Source organism: Niallia sp. CD-39 (assembly GCF_059874745.1).
The window spans coordinates 1,166,419-1,181,736 of record NZ_JCBCPS010000001.1 but is presented as its reverse complement, the minus strand read 5'-3'; the positions used below and the strand labels follow the sequence as shown (position 1 = coordinate 1,181,736).

Annotated in this window: 18 protein-coding genes and 1 other annotated feature; of the genes, 16 read left to right on the top strand and 2 right to left on the bottom strand. The window is 37.7% G+C overall.

Going from position 1 to position 15,318, the window contains the following annotated elements; genetic code table 11:
- Nucleotide 1: 1 nt before the first annotated feature.
- The gene (minD, locus tag AC6F34_RS06045; RefSeq protein ID WP_500769956.1) at nucleotides 2-805 is read left to right on the top strand and encodes a septum site-determining protein MinD; all 804 of its coding nucleotides are present in this window, start codon (nucleotides 2-4) and stop codon (nucleotides 803-805) included.
- 106 nt (nucleotides 806-911) lie between these two features.
- Here the strand turns inward: minD and AC6F34_RS06040 are convergent, their stop codons facing one another.
- Nucleotides 912-1,625 carry a hypothetical protein gene (locus tag AC6F34_RS06040; RefSeq protein ID WP_500769954.1) on the bottom strand — a complete coding sequence of 238 codons (714 nt, stop codon included), beginning with the start codon at nucleotides 1,623-1,625 and terminating at the stop codon, nucleotides 912-914.
- Nucleotides 1,615-2,154: a sigma-70 family RNA polymerase sigma factor gene (locus tag AC6F34_RS06035; RefSeq protein WP_500769952.1), complete on the bottom strand. Its 540-nt coding sequence runs from the start codon at nucleotides 2,152-2,154 to the stop codon at nucleotides 1,615-1,617. Before AC6F34_RS06035 ends, AC6F34_RS06040 begins: the two co-directional genes overlap by 11 nt.
- A gap of 152 nt (nucleotides 2,155-2,306) precedes the next feature.
- Here AC6F34_RS06035 and AC6F34_RS06030 point away from each other — a divergent pair, with 152 nt between their 5' ends.
- From AC6F34_RS06030 to AC6F34_RS05960, 15 genes are all read left to right on the top strand, one after another.
- Complete coding sequence (locus tag AC6F34_RS06030; RefSeq protein ID WP_500769950.1) at nucleotides 2,307-3,077, top strand: peptidoglycan DD-metalloendopeptidase family protein; 771 nt, start codon at nucleotides 2,307-2,309, stop codon at nucleotides 3,075-3,077.
- Nucleotides 3,070-3,930, top strand: coding sequence for a M50 family metallopeptidase (locus tag AC6F34_RS06025; RefSeq protein ID WP_500769948.1), 861 nt, complete (start codon nucleotides 3,070-3,072; stop codon nucleotides 3,928-3,930). Before AC6F34_RS06030 ends, AC6F34_RS06025 begins: the two co-directional genes overlap by 8 nt.
- Nucleotides 3,931-3,955: 25 nt before the next feature.
- Complete coding sequence (locus AC6F34_RS06020; RefSeq protein ID WP_500769946.1) at nucleotides 3,956-5,386, top strand: Rne/Rng family ribonuclease; 1,431 nt, start codon at nucleotides 3,956-3,958, stop codon at nucleotides 5,384-5,386.
- 59 nt (nucleotides 5,387-5,445) lie between these two features.
- Nucleotides 5,446-5,528: a sequence feature (ribosomal protein L21 leader region), on the top strand.
- 13 nt (nucleotides 5,529-5,541) lie between these two features.
- Nucleotides 5,542-5,850 carry a 50S ribosomal protein L21 gene (gene rplU, locus AC6F34_RS06015; protein WP_500769944.1) on the top strand — a complete coding sequence of 103 codons (309 nt, stop codon included), beginning with the start codon at nucleotides 5,542-5,544 and terminating at the stop codon, nucleotides 5,848-5,850.
- 13 nt (nucleotides 5,851-5,863) lie between these two features.
- Nucleotides 5,864-6,196 carry a ribosomal-processing cysteine protease Prp gene (locus AC6F34_RS06010; RefSeq protein ID WP_500769942.1) on the top strand — a complete coding sequence of 111 codons (333 nt, stop codon included), beginning with the start codon at nucleotides 5,864-5,866 and terminating at the stop codon, nucleotides 6,194-6,196.
- 12 nt (nucleotides 6,197-6,208) lie between these two features.
- Nucleotides 6,209-6,502, top strand: a complete 294-nt coding sequence (rpmA, locus tag AC6F34_RS06005) for a 50S ribosomal protein L27 (protein ID WP_500769940.1) — start codon at nucleotides 6,209-6,211, stop codon at nucleotides 6,500-6,502.
- A 398-nt stretch (nucleotides 6,503-6,900) separates the two neighbouring features.
- Complete coding sequence (locus tag AC6F34_RS06000) at nucleotides 6,901-7,446, top strand: Spo0B C-terminal domain-containing protein (protein ID WP_500769938.1); 546 nt, start codon at nucleotides 6,901-6,903, stop codon at nucleotides 7,444-7,446.
- A 40-nt stretch (nucleotides 7,447-7,486) separates the two neighbouring features.
- Nucleotides 7,487-8,779, top strand: a complete 1,293-nt coding sequence (gene obgE / locus AC6F34_RS05995) for a GTPase ObgE (RefSeq protein WP_500769936.1) — start codon at nucleotides 7,487-7,489, stop codon at nucleotides 8,777-8,779.
- 28 nt (nucleotides 8,780-8,807) lie between these two features.
- Entirely contained in the window at nucleotides 8,808-9,263 is a 456-nt protein-coding gene (thrR, locus tag AC6F34_RS05990) for a transcriptional regulator ThrR (protein ID WP_500769934.1), read from the top strand.
- Nucleotides 9,264-9,448: 185 nt separating this feature from the next.
- Nucleotides 9,449-10,321, top strand: coding sequence for a prephenate dehydratase (pheA, locus tag AC6F34_RS05985; RefSeq protein ID WP_500769931.1), 873 nt, complete (start codon nucleotides 9,449-9,451; stop codon nucleotides 10,319-10,321).
- Nucleotides 10,322-10,620: 299 nt separating this feature from the next.
- A complete protein-coding gene (safA, locus tag AC6F34_RS05980; RefSeq protein WP_500769929.1) occupies nucleotides 10,621-12,114 on the top strand; it encodes a SafA/ExsA family spore coat assembly protein in 1,494 nt (497 codons plus the stop codon).
- Entirely contained in the window at nucleotides 12,104-13,081 is a 978-nt protein-coding gene (locus tag AC6F34_RS05975; protein ID WP_500769927.1) for a phosphotransferase, read from the top strand. Before safA ends, AC6F34_RS05975 begins: the two co-directional genes overlap by 11 nt.
- 93 nt (nucleotides 13,082-13,174) lie before the next feature.
- Nucleotides 13,175-13,810: a YhcN/YlaJ family sporulation lipoprotein gene (locus AC6F34_RS05970; protein ID WP_500769925.1), complete on the top strand. Its 636-nt coding sequence runs from the start codon at nucleotides 13,175-13,177 to the stop codon at nucleotides 13,808-13,810.
- A gap of 122 nt (nucleotides 13,811-13,932) precedes the next feature.
- The gene (locus tag AC6F34_RS05965; RefSeq protein ID WP_500769923.1) at nucleotides 13,933-14,439 is read left to right on the top strand and encodes a BofC C-terminal domain-containing protein; all 507 of its coding nucleotides are present in this window, start codon (nucleotides 13,933-13,935) and stop codon (nucleotides 14,437-14,439) included.
- 259 nt (nucleotides 14,440-14,698) lie between these two features.
- Entirely contained in the window at nucleotides 14,699-15,262 is a 564-nt protein-coding gene (locus AC6F34_RS05960) for a tyrosine-type recombinase/integrase (RefSeq protein WP_500769921.1), read from the top strand.
- Nucleotides 15,263-15,318 lie beyond the last annotated feature (56 nt).

Genomic DNA, 15,318 nt, shown 5'->3' with positions numbered 1-15,318 from the left:
TGTGGGAGAAGCAATTGTGATTACCTCTGGAAAAGGTGGAGTAGGAAAGACGACAACGTCTGCCAATATCGGAACAGCGTTAGCCTTGCAAGGGAAAAAAGTCTGTCTAGTCGATACGGATATTGGATTGCGTAACCTTGATGTAGTAATGGGGTTAGAAAACCGAATCATTTATGATTTAGTAGATGTTGTAGAAGAAAGATGTAGAGTTCATCAAGCACTTGTAAAGGACAAGCGTTTTGATGATTTGCTTTACCTTCTTCCTGCTGCACAAACGAGTGATAAAAATGCAGTTTCACCTGAACAAATGAAAAAACTCGTTGATGAGTTAAAACAAGATTATGATTATATCATTATCGATTGTCCGGCAGGTATCGAACAAGGATACCGCAATGCTGTTGCAGGTGCAGATCAAGCAGTTGTTGTTACAACACCTGAAGTATCTGCTGTACGTGATGCAGACCGCATTATCGGTCTGTTAGAAAAGGAAGAGCATATCGAACGACCAAGACTTGTCATAAACCGGATTCGCAGTCATATGATGAAAAACGGTGACATGCTTGATGTAGACGAAATCACAACGCATTTATCAATTGATTTACTTGGTATTGTTGCTGATGACGACGAAGTAATCAAAGCATCAAATCATGGTGAACCAATTGCTTTAAATCCAAATAGCAAAGCATCAGTTGCTTACCGAAATATTGCGAGAAGAATTTTGGGAGAATCGATTCCTTTACAACCTCTAGAAGATGAACAAAGAGGAATGCTCTCAAAACTGAAACGCTTTATTGGAATGAAATAGATTACAAAAAGGGTGCATCATTTATAAAAATGGCACCCTTTTTTGTTTGTTGACAAATTCTTATTTACTTCGGCTTCTGTCTATTCTAATCTATAGCCAGTAAGTATTAGTCTTTATAAGCTTGAACGACCTCCCACTGAATATCTTGTGTCTCAGAAATAGTGAACTCTAGCAAAATATGCCCGACATAATGACCATCACTAAAATTAGCAAGGGCAAGGTTCTCTGAAATAATTGAAATTCCACCTACGCTAAATATTGGTGTCCCTCCTAATATTCCTTCATACGGTATGAGCTCGTTTTTTGAAGCAAGGTTTTCTTTTAAATCTTGCAGTGTAACTGTAAATCCTTTTTCCTCAATCTCATTTATTACGCGTTCCTCAATTCCGATTAGGTCCGAATTTCTCAAGCTAAGCTCACCGATCGTTTCTCTTAACTGCTCGTTTTCCTCTACGCTTCTCTCAAATCTAGCTTCATTCAGCATTAGCTTTGTTTCTAAAATTTCAATCTCTTTTGAGATAGACACATTGCTTGTCTGTGCCTCGTTTGCTGTAGAGATTTCCCCTTTCAATTGTTCATTTTCGATCGTTAGTTGTTTTACCTCCTGATTGGATGCAAGAAAGAAGATGCCTCCAATTATACAAACGAAAAGAATTGTGAACGAATGAACAAGCATACGAAATTTATTTTCTCCGTAAGGCTTCTTGATTTTTTTCTCATTTAAACGATGGGCTTTTAATACTTCTTGTCTAGATTGATGGGTAAAAATTGGTCTTTGACCAATTTTTTGATCAATTGCATGTTTAATTTTATTTTTCATATAAATCACCATCTTCTAAAGTGTATAAATGGCTAATCTTTTTTCTTGCTCTCACAAGTCTTGTTTTAACAGTATGAATAGAACAATCAAGAAGGTGTGAGATTTCTTCAGTCGATAATTCTTTATAATAATATAAGATCAGCACTTCCCTATACTTGATAGGTAATTGAAGGATGACATCAGCAAGCTGTGAAGCAGATTCTTTTCTTATTAATTCTTCATCTGTTCCAGTTGTTTGAAGGTTTCTCCCCTTAAAAGTGTTTGTAATTACAGCGTGCTTGTAACTCCAGCTTCGAAAATAATCGTAACAGCGATTGATTGTTAAACGATAAAGATAAGTTTTATAACTAGATTCGAATCGATAATTCTCTCTTTTTTCAAATGCTTTTAAAAATACGTCTTGGACAATATCTTCAGATAAAGAATAATCTCTTACGTATGTATAAGCTAATCTAGCCAAGTCTTCCCCATATTCAAGCATTGCTCGTTCAATCTCATCGGTGTTTAAAGTGTTTATTTGGACATTCATACATGTAATTGCCTCCTTTTTTAAATGGACGGAACATTCATACTTTATGTTTCAAATGTAATTGTTGTTTGCATTTATAATCGCTAGTCATACTTCCCTTGGACAGCTCATAAACTTGTACAAATATATGTGGATGATTGGTGGGAGTTAGGATGAGTAATCGTGCAGATGAAATTCGGCGTCGCATGAAGAAGAAAAAGAGAGAGATGCAAAGACAAAGTAAATCGAACGGAAAATCGTGGGCACATACCGAGGACGAGGAGCGTTATGGATTTCCTAGTCTTCCTAAATATGAGGAACATCGTTCTAGTGAAGGCTTTCATCCTTTATTTCGTAAAAATGTCTTTCTGTTTAAAGTTTTGGCTGCTATTTGTTTGTTTCTAGTGGTTGGTATTTTATTTCGTAATGATGCTCAAGGTTTAAGTGGAGTAAAGGAGTTTGTTCAATCAACAATGGAGAAAGACTTTCAATTTGCTCAAGTCGCGATGTGGTACGAAGACACTTTTGGGAAGCCGCTTGCTTTATTGCCAGAGCAATTAAAAAAGGAGGAGGCGCCATTAGAAGTTGTATTTGCGCTCCCAGCAACTGCGAAGATCCTTGAGGAGTTTGACGAATCTGGTAAGAGGATCATGATAGAGACTGCAAAGGATGAAAATGTTGTAGCAATGAGCGATGGCTATGTGAAGTTTGCTGGATATCGTGAAGGATTTGGTGAAACCGTGATTATATTGCATGAGGACAATTCAGAATCATGGTATGGCAATTTAGAAGGGTTCGAAGTGAAATATTCTCAGCATATCGAAAAAGGAGTCAAAATTGGTATGGCACAACAGACAGCTGATGAAATGAATCGAGCATTTTATTTTGCAATTAAGCAAGGGGATGCCTTTGTTGACCCACTTAAGGTGATAGGGGTTGATTAAATTCGCGCAAATGCTCCAGCTTGTTCGTATCCATCCAATCTTGTGGTGTGTGATTGGATTGTCAATTTTAGCAGGTCAATTCATTGAATTATGTATCATTTTATTGATTCTTTTTGTTCATGAAATGGGTCATGCCCTTGCTGCACATCATTTTAAATGGCGCATCAAAAAGATAAACTTCCTTCCGTTTGGAGGGGTCGTTGAAATGGACGAGCATGGAAATCGATCGTTAAAGGAGGAGCTCATTGTCATACTTTCAGGACCGTTACAGCATGTGTGGATGATGGCTACTGCTTTTTTCTTTTTTCAACAATCGTGGATGGATCCGTATTTATATGGTCTGTTTATGAAATACAATCTAATGGTTCTTTTGTTCAATCTTCTTCCTATATGGCCATTAGACGGCGGGAAATTGATGTATTTGCTGCTATCAACTCGTTATACGTTCATTGCTGCACATCGAAAAATGATTATTTTATCAATGGGAAGTACGATGGTCTTTACTGTTTACTTCATCATAATTAGTCCATTGAGTTTGAATTTATGGATGATTATTGCGTTTATTCTTTTTTCACTTTATTATGAATGGAAGCAAAGCAGTTATGTCTTTATGCGTTTCCTTCTTGAAAGATATTATGGACAAAAAAGCGGAGTGGCTCGCTTGAAGCCTATTCATGCCTCTGATGAGACATTGCTCGTGGATGTGCTTAAGCAGTTTCAACGAGGCTATAAACATCCAATCATTGTCGAAGGCAAGGAAAAAAGGACGTTGGACGAAAATGAACTTCTTCATGCGTACTTTTCAGAAAAATATATAACTGCACGGTTGAAGGATTTACAATACATTTATTAAAGTGAAGAAGTGGGGCTTATACGTTTTGAAATCTATAGTAGTGAATGTTCAATCAAGGGAAAAGCGCTATGCTGTGTTGAATGAAAAGGAAGTAATCAAATTATATATTGGTCATAATGAGCGGAAGAGCCTTGTGGGAAATGTTTATATGGGGGTTGTCGAAAAAGTGCTCCCAGGTATGAATGCAGCATTTGTTGATTTTGGGGAAGAAAAAAGGGCGTTCATCTCAAAGGAAAAGCTTGTTTCTTATGTGCAGAATAAAGATCCACATAAGAAAGAGCATTTGATTTCTCAATATATTCATCAAGGGGAGAGAATCCTCATTCAAGTTGAAAAGGATGCGACGGGAACAAAGGGACCTCGAGTTACGGGAATTATCGAGGTATCCGGTCAGCACCTTGTTTATATGCCATATGGGAAATACATAGCTGTTTCAAAAAAAGTAACAGATTTAAGTATTCAAGAGCGTCTTCGTACAATCACTGATAGAGTAAAGACAGCTGAAGAAGGCATCATCGTGCGCACATCAGCAGCTAACCAATCTGAAAAGACACTACTAATCGAACTAGAAGACCTACGAATGCAATATACACAAGCTGAATTAATAGGAAAAAAGATAAAAAAAGGGCTTGTGTACAGTGTGGATTCGTTTACGAAAGAACTTTTAAAAGAAATCGATTCTCATAAAGATGCAGTTGTAATAATAGATGATGCTTCTCTTAAAAAGAAGTTAGAGACCGATTTGGAAAGAACGTTTTATTTACATACGGATCAAGAAGCGATTTTTTCTAAGTATGGTGTGGACGCTACTATAGAGCGTGCGCTAAAAAAAATTGTTTGGTTGGATCAAGGGAGCTTTCTCATTATCGAAGAAGGGGAAGCGATGAACGTTATAGATGTGAACTCTGGAAAGTTCAAAGGGAAAAGCAATAGAGAAGAGACTGTTCTTCATGTAAATGAGCTCGCTGCTAAAGAAGCAGCTAAACAGATTAAACTAAGAGATTTAGCTGGCATCATCATCATTGATTTTATTGATATGAAAACTTCACATGAGCGAAAACAAATACTTTCAATTATTGAGGAAGAGTTTAAAGCGGATGACCGATTTACGAGGATTATTGGTTTTACTGAGCTTAACCTCTTGCAAATCGTGCGTAAAAAAATACGAAATTCCCTTTTAGAAACCGTTTCAATGAAATGTCCAACCTGTGATGGTAAGGGGCATGTCTTAAGTGCAGAGACAATGGCTTATCGCCTAGAAAGAGCTCTTTGGGAATATCGCCATTCTGAATATTCATCTGTTGTTGTTGCTATGACAAAAGATGTAAAGGAAGCCTTTTGCGGACGAGACGATGAGCATTTCCACAGAATTTGTGAGCAATCAAATTTGGAGATAATTATTGAAGAAACACACCATTCCCATCCAATATATGAAATTAAACGAATGACTTTGTAAGATTTAATTGACAGTTATTGTCGCAGTATGATAACATTTTGATGTTATGTTTGTAGCGCACCATGCTACAACCGCACATAACAGGTATTAAGTGGTTAGTGAATACATAACCCACCTGCAAATGGCGAGTCTTAGTCTAAGAGGAGGTGCATGTCATGTACGCAATTATTGAAACTGGTGGTAAGCAAGTACGTGTAGAAGAAGGTCAAGCAATCTACATCGAAAAGCTTAACGGAGAAGCAGGCGAAACAATTACTTTTGAAAAAGTTCTATTCGTTGGTGGAGACAGTGTAAAAGTAGGTAGCCCAGTTGTTGAGGGTGCTACTGTAACGGCTAAAGTTGAAAAGCAAGGTCGTGCGAAAAAAATCACTGTATTCAAGTACAAAGCGAAGAAAAACTATCGTAAAAAGCAAGGTCATCGTCAACCATACACTAAAGTTGTGATTGAAAAGATCAACGCTTAAGGAAATGATATAGATGATCGGTGTTACGATTTATCGTAATGATGTCGGAAATATTCAATCTTTTGCCATAAGTGGTCATGCTTTTTTTGCAGAACGCGGCAAGGATATAGTCTGTGCAGGTGTCTCAGCTGTATCTGTTGGAACGATTAATGCGATTCATGAATTAACAGGGATTACTCCGAACATTCAACAGGACGAGGATGGTTTTCTCAAATGCGAGTTGCCAAAATCAATAAATGATGAATTGTTAAAAAAAATTCAAGTTTTGCTTGAAGGAATGGTTGTTTCCTTGAAGACGATTGAAGAGCAATATGGTCAAAATATAAAGATTACCTTCAAAAACTAGGAGGTGGAATACATGTTATTAAAATTGGATCTTCAATTATTCGCATCTAAAAAGGGAGTAGGTTCAACAAAGAACGGACGTGACTCTATTTCTAAGCGCCTTGGCGCTAAGCGTGCGGATGGTCAATTCGTAACTGGAGGCTCAATTCTTTACCGTCAGCGTGGAACTAAGATTTATCCTGGTACAAACGTAGGCAAAGGTGGAGATGACACGCTATACGCGAAAGTCGATGGTGTTGTTAAATTTGAGCGTCTTGGACGTGACCGTAAACAAGTAAGTGTTTACCCACAAGCTCAAGAAGCATAAAATGAATCGAAACTCTAACCGAATATGGTTAGAGTTTTCGTTTTTTTTACAAGTTAAAAAACAAGCGTATTGTTTGAATACAACAATTTAGTTGTGAACTGATGAGATTTGAGGCGTTATCAACAAAATTACAGAATAACCCACAACTCATTCACGATATCAACAGCTATTGGGAATAAATCAACAATTATAAGGCGATATCAACAACTTTACGATATAAATCAACAACTCTAAGGCGATATCAACAACTTTACGATATAAATCAACAACTCCAAGGTGATATCAATAACTTTTTATTGAATCCAAGAAATTTATAGAAATTCACTCGCGTCTTTCCCCTTTTTTGTTATACTTACACCATGTAGAGAGCAGCGACTATATAGATGAAGGTGTATACAATGGATAAAGAGTGGAATATGATAGAAATACTGCGTCATGTGAGACATGACTGGTTAAACAAGTTACAATTAATTAAAGGGAATATTGCATTAGACAAGGTAGATCGAGCGAAAGAAATAATTGATGAAATCATCGTAGAATCACAGCTAGAAGCGAAATTGTCGAATTTAAAGCTTCCAATGTTCGCAGGCCTTCTCCTTAGTTATAATTGGGGAAGCCATCGCTTTCAATTAGATTATGATGTGTTGGATATAGATGAAGGTGTTTCTTTACACGGGATTGATGATCTGGCTTTAACAAACTGGACAGGCTCTTTTTTTTCTTGTTTAGATGCAGCTGTAAGACCTTTTAGTGAAAATCATCTTTCCGTTTCAATTGAACCATCTGATTGTGATGGTCGTTTCTTTTTCGATTTTAGCGGAATAATAGAAAAAAAAGAACAACTGCAAGCATTTTTAAATGAAGAGGTAAAGGAAGGAACTGTAGAGTTACAACAATTCTCAGAAACTGAATTCCTCCTTGTTCTTCAAATGCAACAAAAGTAAAGGGGAACCCTTTGTTTTATTGCGGTTAGGAGGTAGTTTCATGTTTGTCGATCAAGTGAAAGTTTATGTTAAAGGTGGAGATGGAGGCAACGGGATGGTTGCTTTCCGTCGTGAAAAATATGTGCCAAAAGGTGGACCTGCTGGAGGCGATGGTGGCCAAGGAGCAGATGTTATTTTTCAAGTTGAAGAAGGTTTAAGAACGCTAATGGATTTCCGATTTAAGCGTCATTTCAAAGCTGACCGTGGAGAGCATGGAATGTCTAAAAACCAACACGGGCGTGGAGCGAAGGATATGATCGTTAAGGTTCCACCTGGTACGGTTGTGACAGATGCTGAAACAAAAGAAGTCATTGCGGATTTAATAGAGCATGGACAGCGTGCTGTTATTGCGAAAGGCGGACGTGGTGGACGTGGAAATTCACGCTTTGCTACACCTGCAAACCCAGCGCCGGAGCTTTCAGAACATGGTGAACCTGGTCAAGAAAGAGACGTCGTTTTAGAATTAAAATTATTGGCGGATGTTGGCCTTGTTGGCTTTCCAAGTGTAGGAAAATCAACACTGCTTTCAGTTGTATCTGCAGCGAAGCCAAAGATTGCCGAATATCATTTTACAACGATTGTTCCTAATTTAGGAATGGTTGCTACAGATGATCAAAGAAGCTTTGTCATGGCTGATTTACCTGGACTTATCGAGGGAGCACATGAAGGTGTCGGGCTTGGACATCAATTTTTACGTCATATAGAACGAACAAGAGTTATCGTTCACGTAATTGATATGGCTGCGATGGAAGGTCGAGATCCATACGAAGATTATTTGACCATAAATAAAGAACTAAAAGAATATAACTTACGTTTGACGGAGCGGCCTCAAATTATTGTAGCCAATAAAATGGATATGCCTGATGCAGAAGAGAACCTTAAAAAGTTTAAAGAGCAACTAGAGGATGAATCTCCTGTATTCCCTATTTCTGCGTTTACGCAAGCTGGTTTAAGGGAGCTGTTATTTGCCGTTGCAGATAAACTCGAAGAAACACCAGAATTTCCACTCGATGAAGAGAAGGATGAAGATGCAGGTGTTCATCGTGTTCTTTATAAGCATGAAGCAACTGAGAAAGAGTTTACAATTACTCGTGACTCAGCAGGCATCTTTATTGTTGAGGGTGCTGCGATTGAGAAGCTATTTAAGATGACAGACTTTTCAAGAGATGAATCGGTTAGACGATTTGCTCGTCAGTTAAGAGGTATGGGCGTAGATGACGCTCTTCGTGAAAAAGGAGCGACAGACGGAGATATTGTTAAATTAATGGAATATGAATTTGAATTTATCGAATAAGCCATGTAGAGGGTGGCGAGGTGAAGAAATGAAACAAGAAAAGTTAGATAAAAAGTTTTATTTGGTTCGAGAAGATGTTTTACCTGAGGCGATGAAAAAAACATTAGAAGCTAAAGAAATGATTGAACGTGGGAAGGCTGTTTCCGTTTGGGATGCGGTGCAGAAAGTAGATATAAGCCGAAGTGCTTTTTATAAATATCGTGACTCAGTCTTTCCATTTCATACAGTAGTTAAAGAAAGAATCATCACCTTGTTTTTTCACCTGGAAGACCGTTCAGGTACGCTATCACACTTATTAAATGTAGTAGCTACTTCTGGATGCAATGTATTAACGATTCACCAGACAATTCCTCTTTTAGGGAGAGCCAATGTAACGCTTTCTTTAAATATAGCAGATATGGGAATAGAAATTGATGAGCTTTTGTCTCAGTTAAGAAGGCTTGAATTTGTTGATAAAGTTGAGGTATTAAGCTCCGGTGCATAATGGGCATTAGGAGCTTTATCTCTTCTCTTTTTAAAGAGAGGAGAAGAGATAAAGTCCTCCAGGAATCAGGATTTCTTGCGGTCTTCGTCTTATTGTTATCGCCGATAGGCGGGTGCCTTGCACTTTTCTTAGTTTTTATTATCTAAAAATTAAAATTAATAGAAAATGATTAGGGAGTTGGCATGATGAGGATTGGTTTTCTAGGACCAAAAGCAACATTTACAGATATAGCAGTTAGAGGCTTGTTTCCAAATGTCCAAGCAAATCCGATGCAAACAATTCCTGATTGTTTTGATGCATTGGAAAATGAAGAGATAGATATTGCTGTTGTCCCGCTAGAAAATGCACTTGAAGGATCAGTTAACATCACACTCGATTATTTAATCCATGAAGCTAGTTTTCCGATTATTGGAGAAGTGACTTCCCCTATTAGGCAACATTTAATGGTACACCCAACGAATATAGATGAAAAGCAAACAATTAACCAAGTGTATAGTCATTCGCATGCTATTGCGCAGTGTCATAAGTTCCTTCATGCAAATCTTAAAGGGATTTCGACGGTCAATACAACGTCAACTGCAGCTGCTGCTCAATATGTGAAAGAACATCCATCGTTGAAGATTGCAGCGATTGCCAATGAACTAGCAGCTAAAGAATATGGGCTAAAAATAATCTATCCTGATATTCATGATTTTGATTACAATCATACACGGTTTATTATTATTTCTAAAAAAATGAAAGAAGTTCGTATCCCTCATAAACAAAAGATAGGGGACAAAACGACGGTAATGGTGACATTGCCACTTGACCGTTCAGGGGCGCTACATCAGGTGTTGTCAGCCTTTGCGTGGAGAAATATGAACTTATCAAAAATAGAATCGCGCCCAACTAAGACGGGCTTAGGCAATTACTTTTTTATTATCGATATTGATATGAAGCAGGATGAGGTTCTTATGCCAGGTGTAGTAGCTGAGTTAGAGGCACTTGGTTGTACCGTAAAGATTCTAGGAAGCTACCCGCATTTTCAACTAGAAAAACAATCTCAAATATCTTTATAAAGCAATCTTTTATTAAACCAAGAGCGTTCACTTCTCTTGGTTTTTTTCTATTCTAAAAATAGAATGTATCGCGTTAAATCATAATTCATTAAAAAAAAGCATAAGTTTTTTTGAAGATGATTAGCAATTTGCCCACACTTTCATACACTATATGGACTATCGCGATACGGGCGTATATCCTATTATGTCAAAATGGAGGATGCCCCGTAAGTATGCCTTGAATATTCAGCAGCTATCAGCAGAACAAATGGAGTGTTGTGTTGATCGTAGTTATAACATCTCATAGGAGGGAAATCAGAGTGAAAATCCATATCGTACAAAAAGGGGATACCTTATGGAAGATTGCGAAAAAGTACGGCGCGAATTTTGAACAGCTGAAAAAGTTGAACACTCAGCTAAGCAATCCTGACATGATTATGCCCGGAATGAAAATTAAAATTCCAGATGGTGGCGGTTCAGTTAAGAAGGAAGCACCGATTGGCAAAAACGAAACAAAAATCAATATGGGTTCTAAAAAAGAAATGCAAAAAGAGCAGCCTATCATGCAGGCTCCTAAGGAACAACCTAAAGCGGAAGCACCAATGCAACAAGCGCCGAAGCAACAATATGTACCAAAGATGCCGAAAATGCCAAATATCGATATCAACAATTACTATATGATGAATGTTGGTGCACAAAAGCCTGCAAAACCGATTCAGCAAGCAAAGCCTGTAAAGCCAATAGAGCAATTCAAACCTGTAAAACCAATAGAGGAATTTAAACCTGTAAAGCCAATAGAGCAATTCAAACCTGTAAAACCAATAGAGCAAATAAAACCAATAGAGCACATGAAACCGACTCCTAAGCAAGTGCCAAAGAAAGTGGACGAAGCTCAGAAGCCTGCTAAACCAATTCAACAGGCTAAGCCAGTTCCCCAATTGCCACCGAAGCCAACTAATTTATTTCCGCAGGCTAAACCGTTGCCAAAGGAAGAACAAATTGAAGGTAATGTTCAATCACTACAAGGAGGTTTTGAAGAGCCTATGAATATGTATCAGCCGAATTATTTTTACCCACAAGTACAGGGACAGCACCAACACCAGCATCAATTACCGCATCAAGGACAATATCCAATGTATGGATTAGCGGGTGTCGAAAGTCCGAGTTATGAGGAATCGTCGTCGCACCACCAATGGCCACATCAAGTACAATCAGAAGCACAAACACCAGCTCCAGTAATGGGTGCATATGATCAGCAATTGCCACTGCAACCTACTCAAGTCGCACCAGCGTTTCACCAACCGTATCCGTGTCCGCCACAGTATTTACAACCAATTTCACCTGTGATGCCTGGACCTGGTCCGATTCCTTGCTATCCACAACAAGCTATGCCCTACCAACAAGTTCAAGGTGCCCAATTCCCTGGTCAGCATCAGATGCCATATTATCCAAGTCAAACGCAGGCACCGTTAATGCCATCGGAAGGGCAATATCCAATCCAACCTAGTCAAATGCAAGCGCCATTAATGCCGTCAGAAGGGCAGTATCCGTTTTATCCATCACAAACACAAGCGCCATTAATGCCAAGTGAGAGTCAAATGCCTTTATCTCCTCAAGTACAAGGAGTCGATGATTGTGGTTGTGGTGGTCAACCGTACCCTCAATTTGGAGGTCAACACCAGTTCAACCCTGGTCATTTTGGAGGAGCTCCATTCTATCCAAATCCTTATGGCCAACCATTTCATCAACAACAGCAATTTGGTGGTCAACCATTTGACTTCCCTAGACAGAATGATGAGAGCAGTGACTATTAAAAAAATTAACGGAGGAGGCGATGATAAACATATTCGTCTCCTTTCCTTTTTAGCGGAGCATATAGGAGAGGGCGAGGTTTCCGTTTATCAAGTTGGTAAAAACGTCTCCAAAATTCAAACGAAAAAGAACAAATACATGATGAAGAGGTTTGCAACTGTAAATGATGCGTTAGTCCAAAAAGACGTAACGGATGACTTTAGAGCTCATGACTTTTATAATACGTATGTATTTTTGGATAGAGAAACACCTGTCTTTCAGATGGATAAGAGCTCCTTTTGTATTTTGGAATATATAGACCATGGTTATCCTGAATTTAGTTATGAAGACGCTAGTGATCGAGATCAGGGGGCAGAATTATTAGCGAACTTTCACCGAACTGGGGAAAAGCTAGTACAGCAATATACTAAACGATTACCGGCATTTGATCTATATAAGAAATGGAATGAACGATTAATACGATTTCGGAATAATAGTAGCCTTATCCGCCTTTTTGTTGATCAAAAAATGATTCATTATTATGAGCAAATTGGTCAATGGGTTTTACTGGAACTAATAAGTAGTTTAGACAAATTAAATGGTGAGCCCATGGTAATCTTACACGGTGATGTTGCACATCATAATTTTTTACGTTCTAAAAATGGACAATTGTATTTAATTGATTTTGACTTAATTAGCTATGGTTCAAGTGCGTATGATTATTTGCAATACGCCAATCGAATACTACCGATGTTAGATTGGAAGCTTGAAGCCTTATTGCAAATAGATTCTTTTGCAAAATATAAACAGAATGATGCTTTTTTGCTTGCTCTATGTTACCCAACAGATCTTTATCGGGAATGGAATCGATTAATTCAGTATCGATTATTTTCAAGTCCAGAAAAAATGAGGCAGATGTTAAAAGCAACGGTAGATCAATTTGAACAAAGAAAGAATTTTGTACATTCGATTCAGAAGCTACTTTTATAAAAAGGAATTATGTGCTTGTATGAAGATAGCCTGATCTAGTCAAGCTAATCTTGAGTGTATACTCAACTAATTGACAGATTCAGGAGGATTAAAATGAAGGGTAAAATGTATGGCATCGTTTTATTTAGCTCAATGTCCTTACTTGTCGCTTGTAGTAGTCAAGATCCTCAATCTTCGCAATCAAGGGATGACGCCCCCCAATCCATTGGATATTATTCAAATGAACATCATGAACGCAATGTAAATAAAAAAATGATGAACAGTGGCGACAATGATGGGGTACTAATCGAAATTGCGGATCACTCTCTAGGGAATGAAACGAGAGAAGATGATTCGGGTTTTAGTCGAAATGATAAAAATTATAACCACCATTTAGGATTAGACGATGGTAGGAAGACAAGGCCTGCTTATTATAGAGCTTATCAAGGCAAGCGTGTTGAGGAAATCCAAAAGCTAGCTAATGAAGTCGATGGTGTTCGAGACGCGAGTGTTGTTATTAAAGGAAACGATGTTGCAATCGCAGTTTTATTAGATGAAGAGGCGAATGAGGAAGCTTTAGAAAAGAAGCTAATTCAACGAGTAAAGCCATATACTGATGGTGGTCAAGTAAAAGTATTATTCAATGATGGAGATTATTATCGATTGAGAGTGATTGATAATACCCTCAGATCAGACGGAGCAAGAAATCAAATAGATTTAGATTTAGAAAACTTATTTAGCAACGAATAATGTATGAAGGGAGCTGCTTAGTGAAGCTCTCTTTTTCTTTGTTAAATAAAGGATATTGTTTACATATTGGGTCAAACTAAATATGGAAGTTTATAATGCCCACCATATAAGAGGTGATCCTGATGAGATCAAAAGTCAATAAGTATATGTTGTTTACAGTTCTAGCTTTTTTGCTTCCTTTCCAACAAATCGATGTCAGCAGTCAGCAATTACAATCGATTCAGCCTGAGAGAATCAAGGTAATTTTGGAGCGGGAATATGTAGATGGTGAAGTCAGTCAAGAGACGCATGTGGAAACCATTATCTCAGTAGAAGATTTTTGGGCAAAGTATGAGGAGTGGCAACTTATTGATATGAGGGAGCACCTAGTTACTTTCCGGAAGCGAGTTGATGATATCTCTCCATTGTTAAAGGCAAATGGTTACTTTGGTGTGTCAGATGAGGGAGTGTTGACGATCTATAATGGTAAACCAGAGCAGTCGCAAATCATTCAATCTTTTTTTCAAATCGATCTTGGCAAATTGGAAAGCAGGAAATGTGAGCAATTGAAAAAAGGAATTCCAATCATGACGAAGGACAGGTATGTTGAAGTTTTAGAAGCCTTTAAACCATACTTGTTAAATGAATAATTATAAGGTCGAGACCAGAGTGTATTCTCTGGTTCTTTTTTTGGTTGCAATCATACGGAACGTTACAAGTGAAACTGGCTGTACCTAGAATCAGTTAACTAAAAAAGAATAAACGTAGCCTTGTTGAAAAATGTATTTTTAATGAATTATGAATTTTTTTATTATTAAAAGTTTATTATTGTAGGTTTTCTAAGTTGTCATGTTACATAGTTTTTGTTAACATATAATTATGTTACATTAGATTCAAGGAGGAAATCCGGTGGAGTATGTCGACCCGATTAAGAACGTAGAAAGTATTAATGCGATTAAGAAGGAATTGAGGCAACAGTCTCAACGAGATCTACTGTTATTTGTGTTCGGTATTAATACAGGTATTAGGGTAAGCGACTTACTGTTTATAAAAGTTGGTGACGTTTGGAAAGAAGGAACGATTAGAGAGTTCTTGTATTTAAAGGATGAAAAAAGTGATGAAGTACAGAAGATTTATATTAATAAATCTGTGCGAATAGAAATAAAAAATTTCTTAGATCAATTCAATTGCAGTGAGCAAGATTACTTGTTTAAGTCGAAAAAGAATGATCAACCCATCACAAGACAACAAGCATATAGGATCATCAATACAGCTGCTAAAAAAGTTGGCATCACTGGGAAGATAGGAACACATACGTTGAGGAAAACATTTGGCTACCACGCCTATAGAAAAGGAATAGCCATTTCGCTTATACGATCGATTTATCATCACCATTCTTCTGCTGAAACTTTGAGGTACATTGGTATAAATAAGCACGAAGCGAAGGAGATTAAGGTGGATGTAAACTTATAGAAGGTAACGATTGAACGAGAAAGAAAAAACCCCTTGCTAATTTAGCAAAGGGTGAG

Coding starts and splice junctions, on each gene's coding strand:
- AC6F34_RS05965 (WP_500769923.1), top strand. CDS start 13,933: ATGAGATCAAAAGTCAATAAGTATATGTTGTTTACAGTTCTAGCTTTT.
- AC6F34_RS06000 (WP_500769938.1), top strand. CDS start 6,901: ATGGATAAAGAGTGGAATATGATAGAAATACTGCGTCATGTGAGACAT.
- AC6F34_RS05970 (WP_500769925.1), top strand. CDS start 13,175: ATGAAGGGTAAAATGTATGGCATCGTTTTATTTAGCTCAATGTCCTTA.
- AC6F34_RS06040 (WP_500769954.1), bottom strand. CDS start 1,625: ATGAAAAATAAAATTAAACATGCAATTGATCAAAAAATTGGTCAAAGA.
- thrR (WP_500769934.1), top strand. CDS start 8,808: ATGAAACAAGAAAAGTTAGATAAAAAGTTTTATTTGGTTCGAGAAGAT.
- AC6F34_RS06010 (WP_500769942.1), top strand. CDS start 5,864: ATGATCGGTGTTACGATTTATCGTAATGATGTCGGAAATATTCAATCT.
- AC6F34_RS06030 (WP_500769950.1), top strand. CDS start 2,307: ATGAGTAATCGTGCAGATGAAATTCGGCGTCGCATGAAGAAGAAAAAG.
- obgE (WP_500769936.1), top strand. CDS start 7,487: ATGTTTGTCGATCAAGTGAAAGTTTATGTTAAAGGTGGAGATGGAGGC.
- pheA (WP_500769931.1), top strand. CDS start 9,449: ATGAGGATTGGTTTTCTAGGACCAAAAGCAACATTTACAGATATAGCA.
- rplU (WP_500769944.1), top strand. CDS start 5,542: ATGTACGCAATTATTGAAACTGGTGGTAAGCAAGTACGTGTAGAAGAA.
- AC6F34_RS06035 (WP_500769952.1), bottom strand. CDS start 2,154: ATGAATGTCCAAATAAACACTTTAAACACCGATGAGATTGAACGAGCA.
- rpmA (WP_500769940.1), top strand. CDS start 6,209: ATGTTATTAAAATTGGATCTTCAATTATTCGCATCTAAAAAGGGAGTA.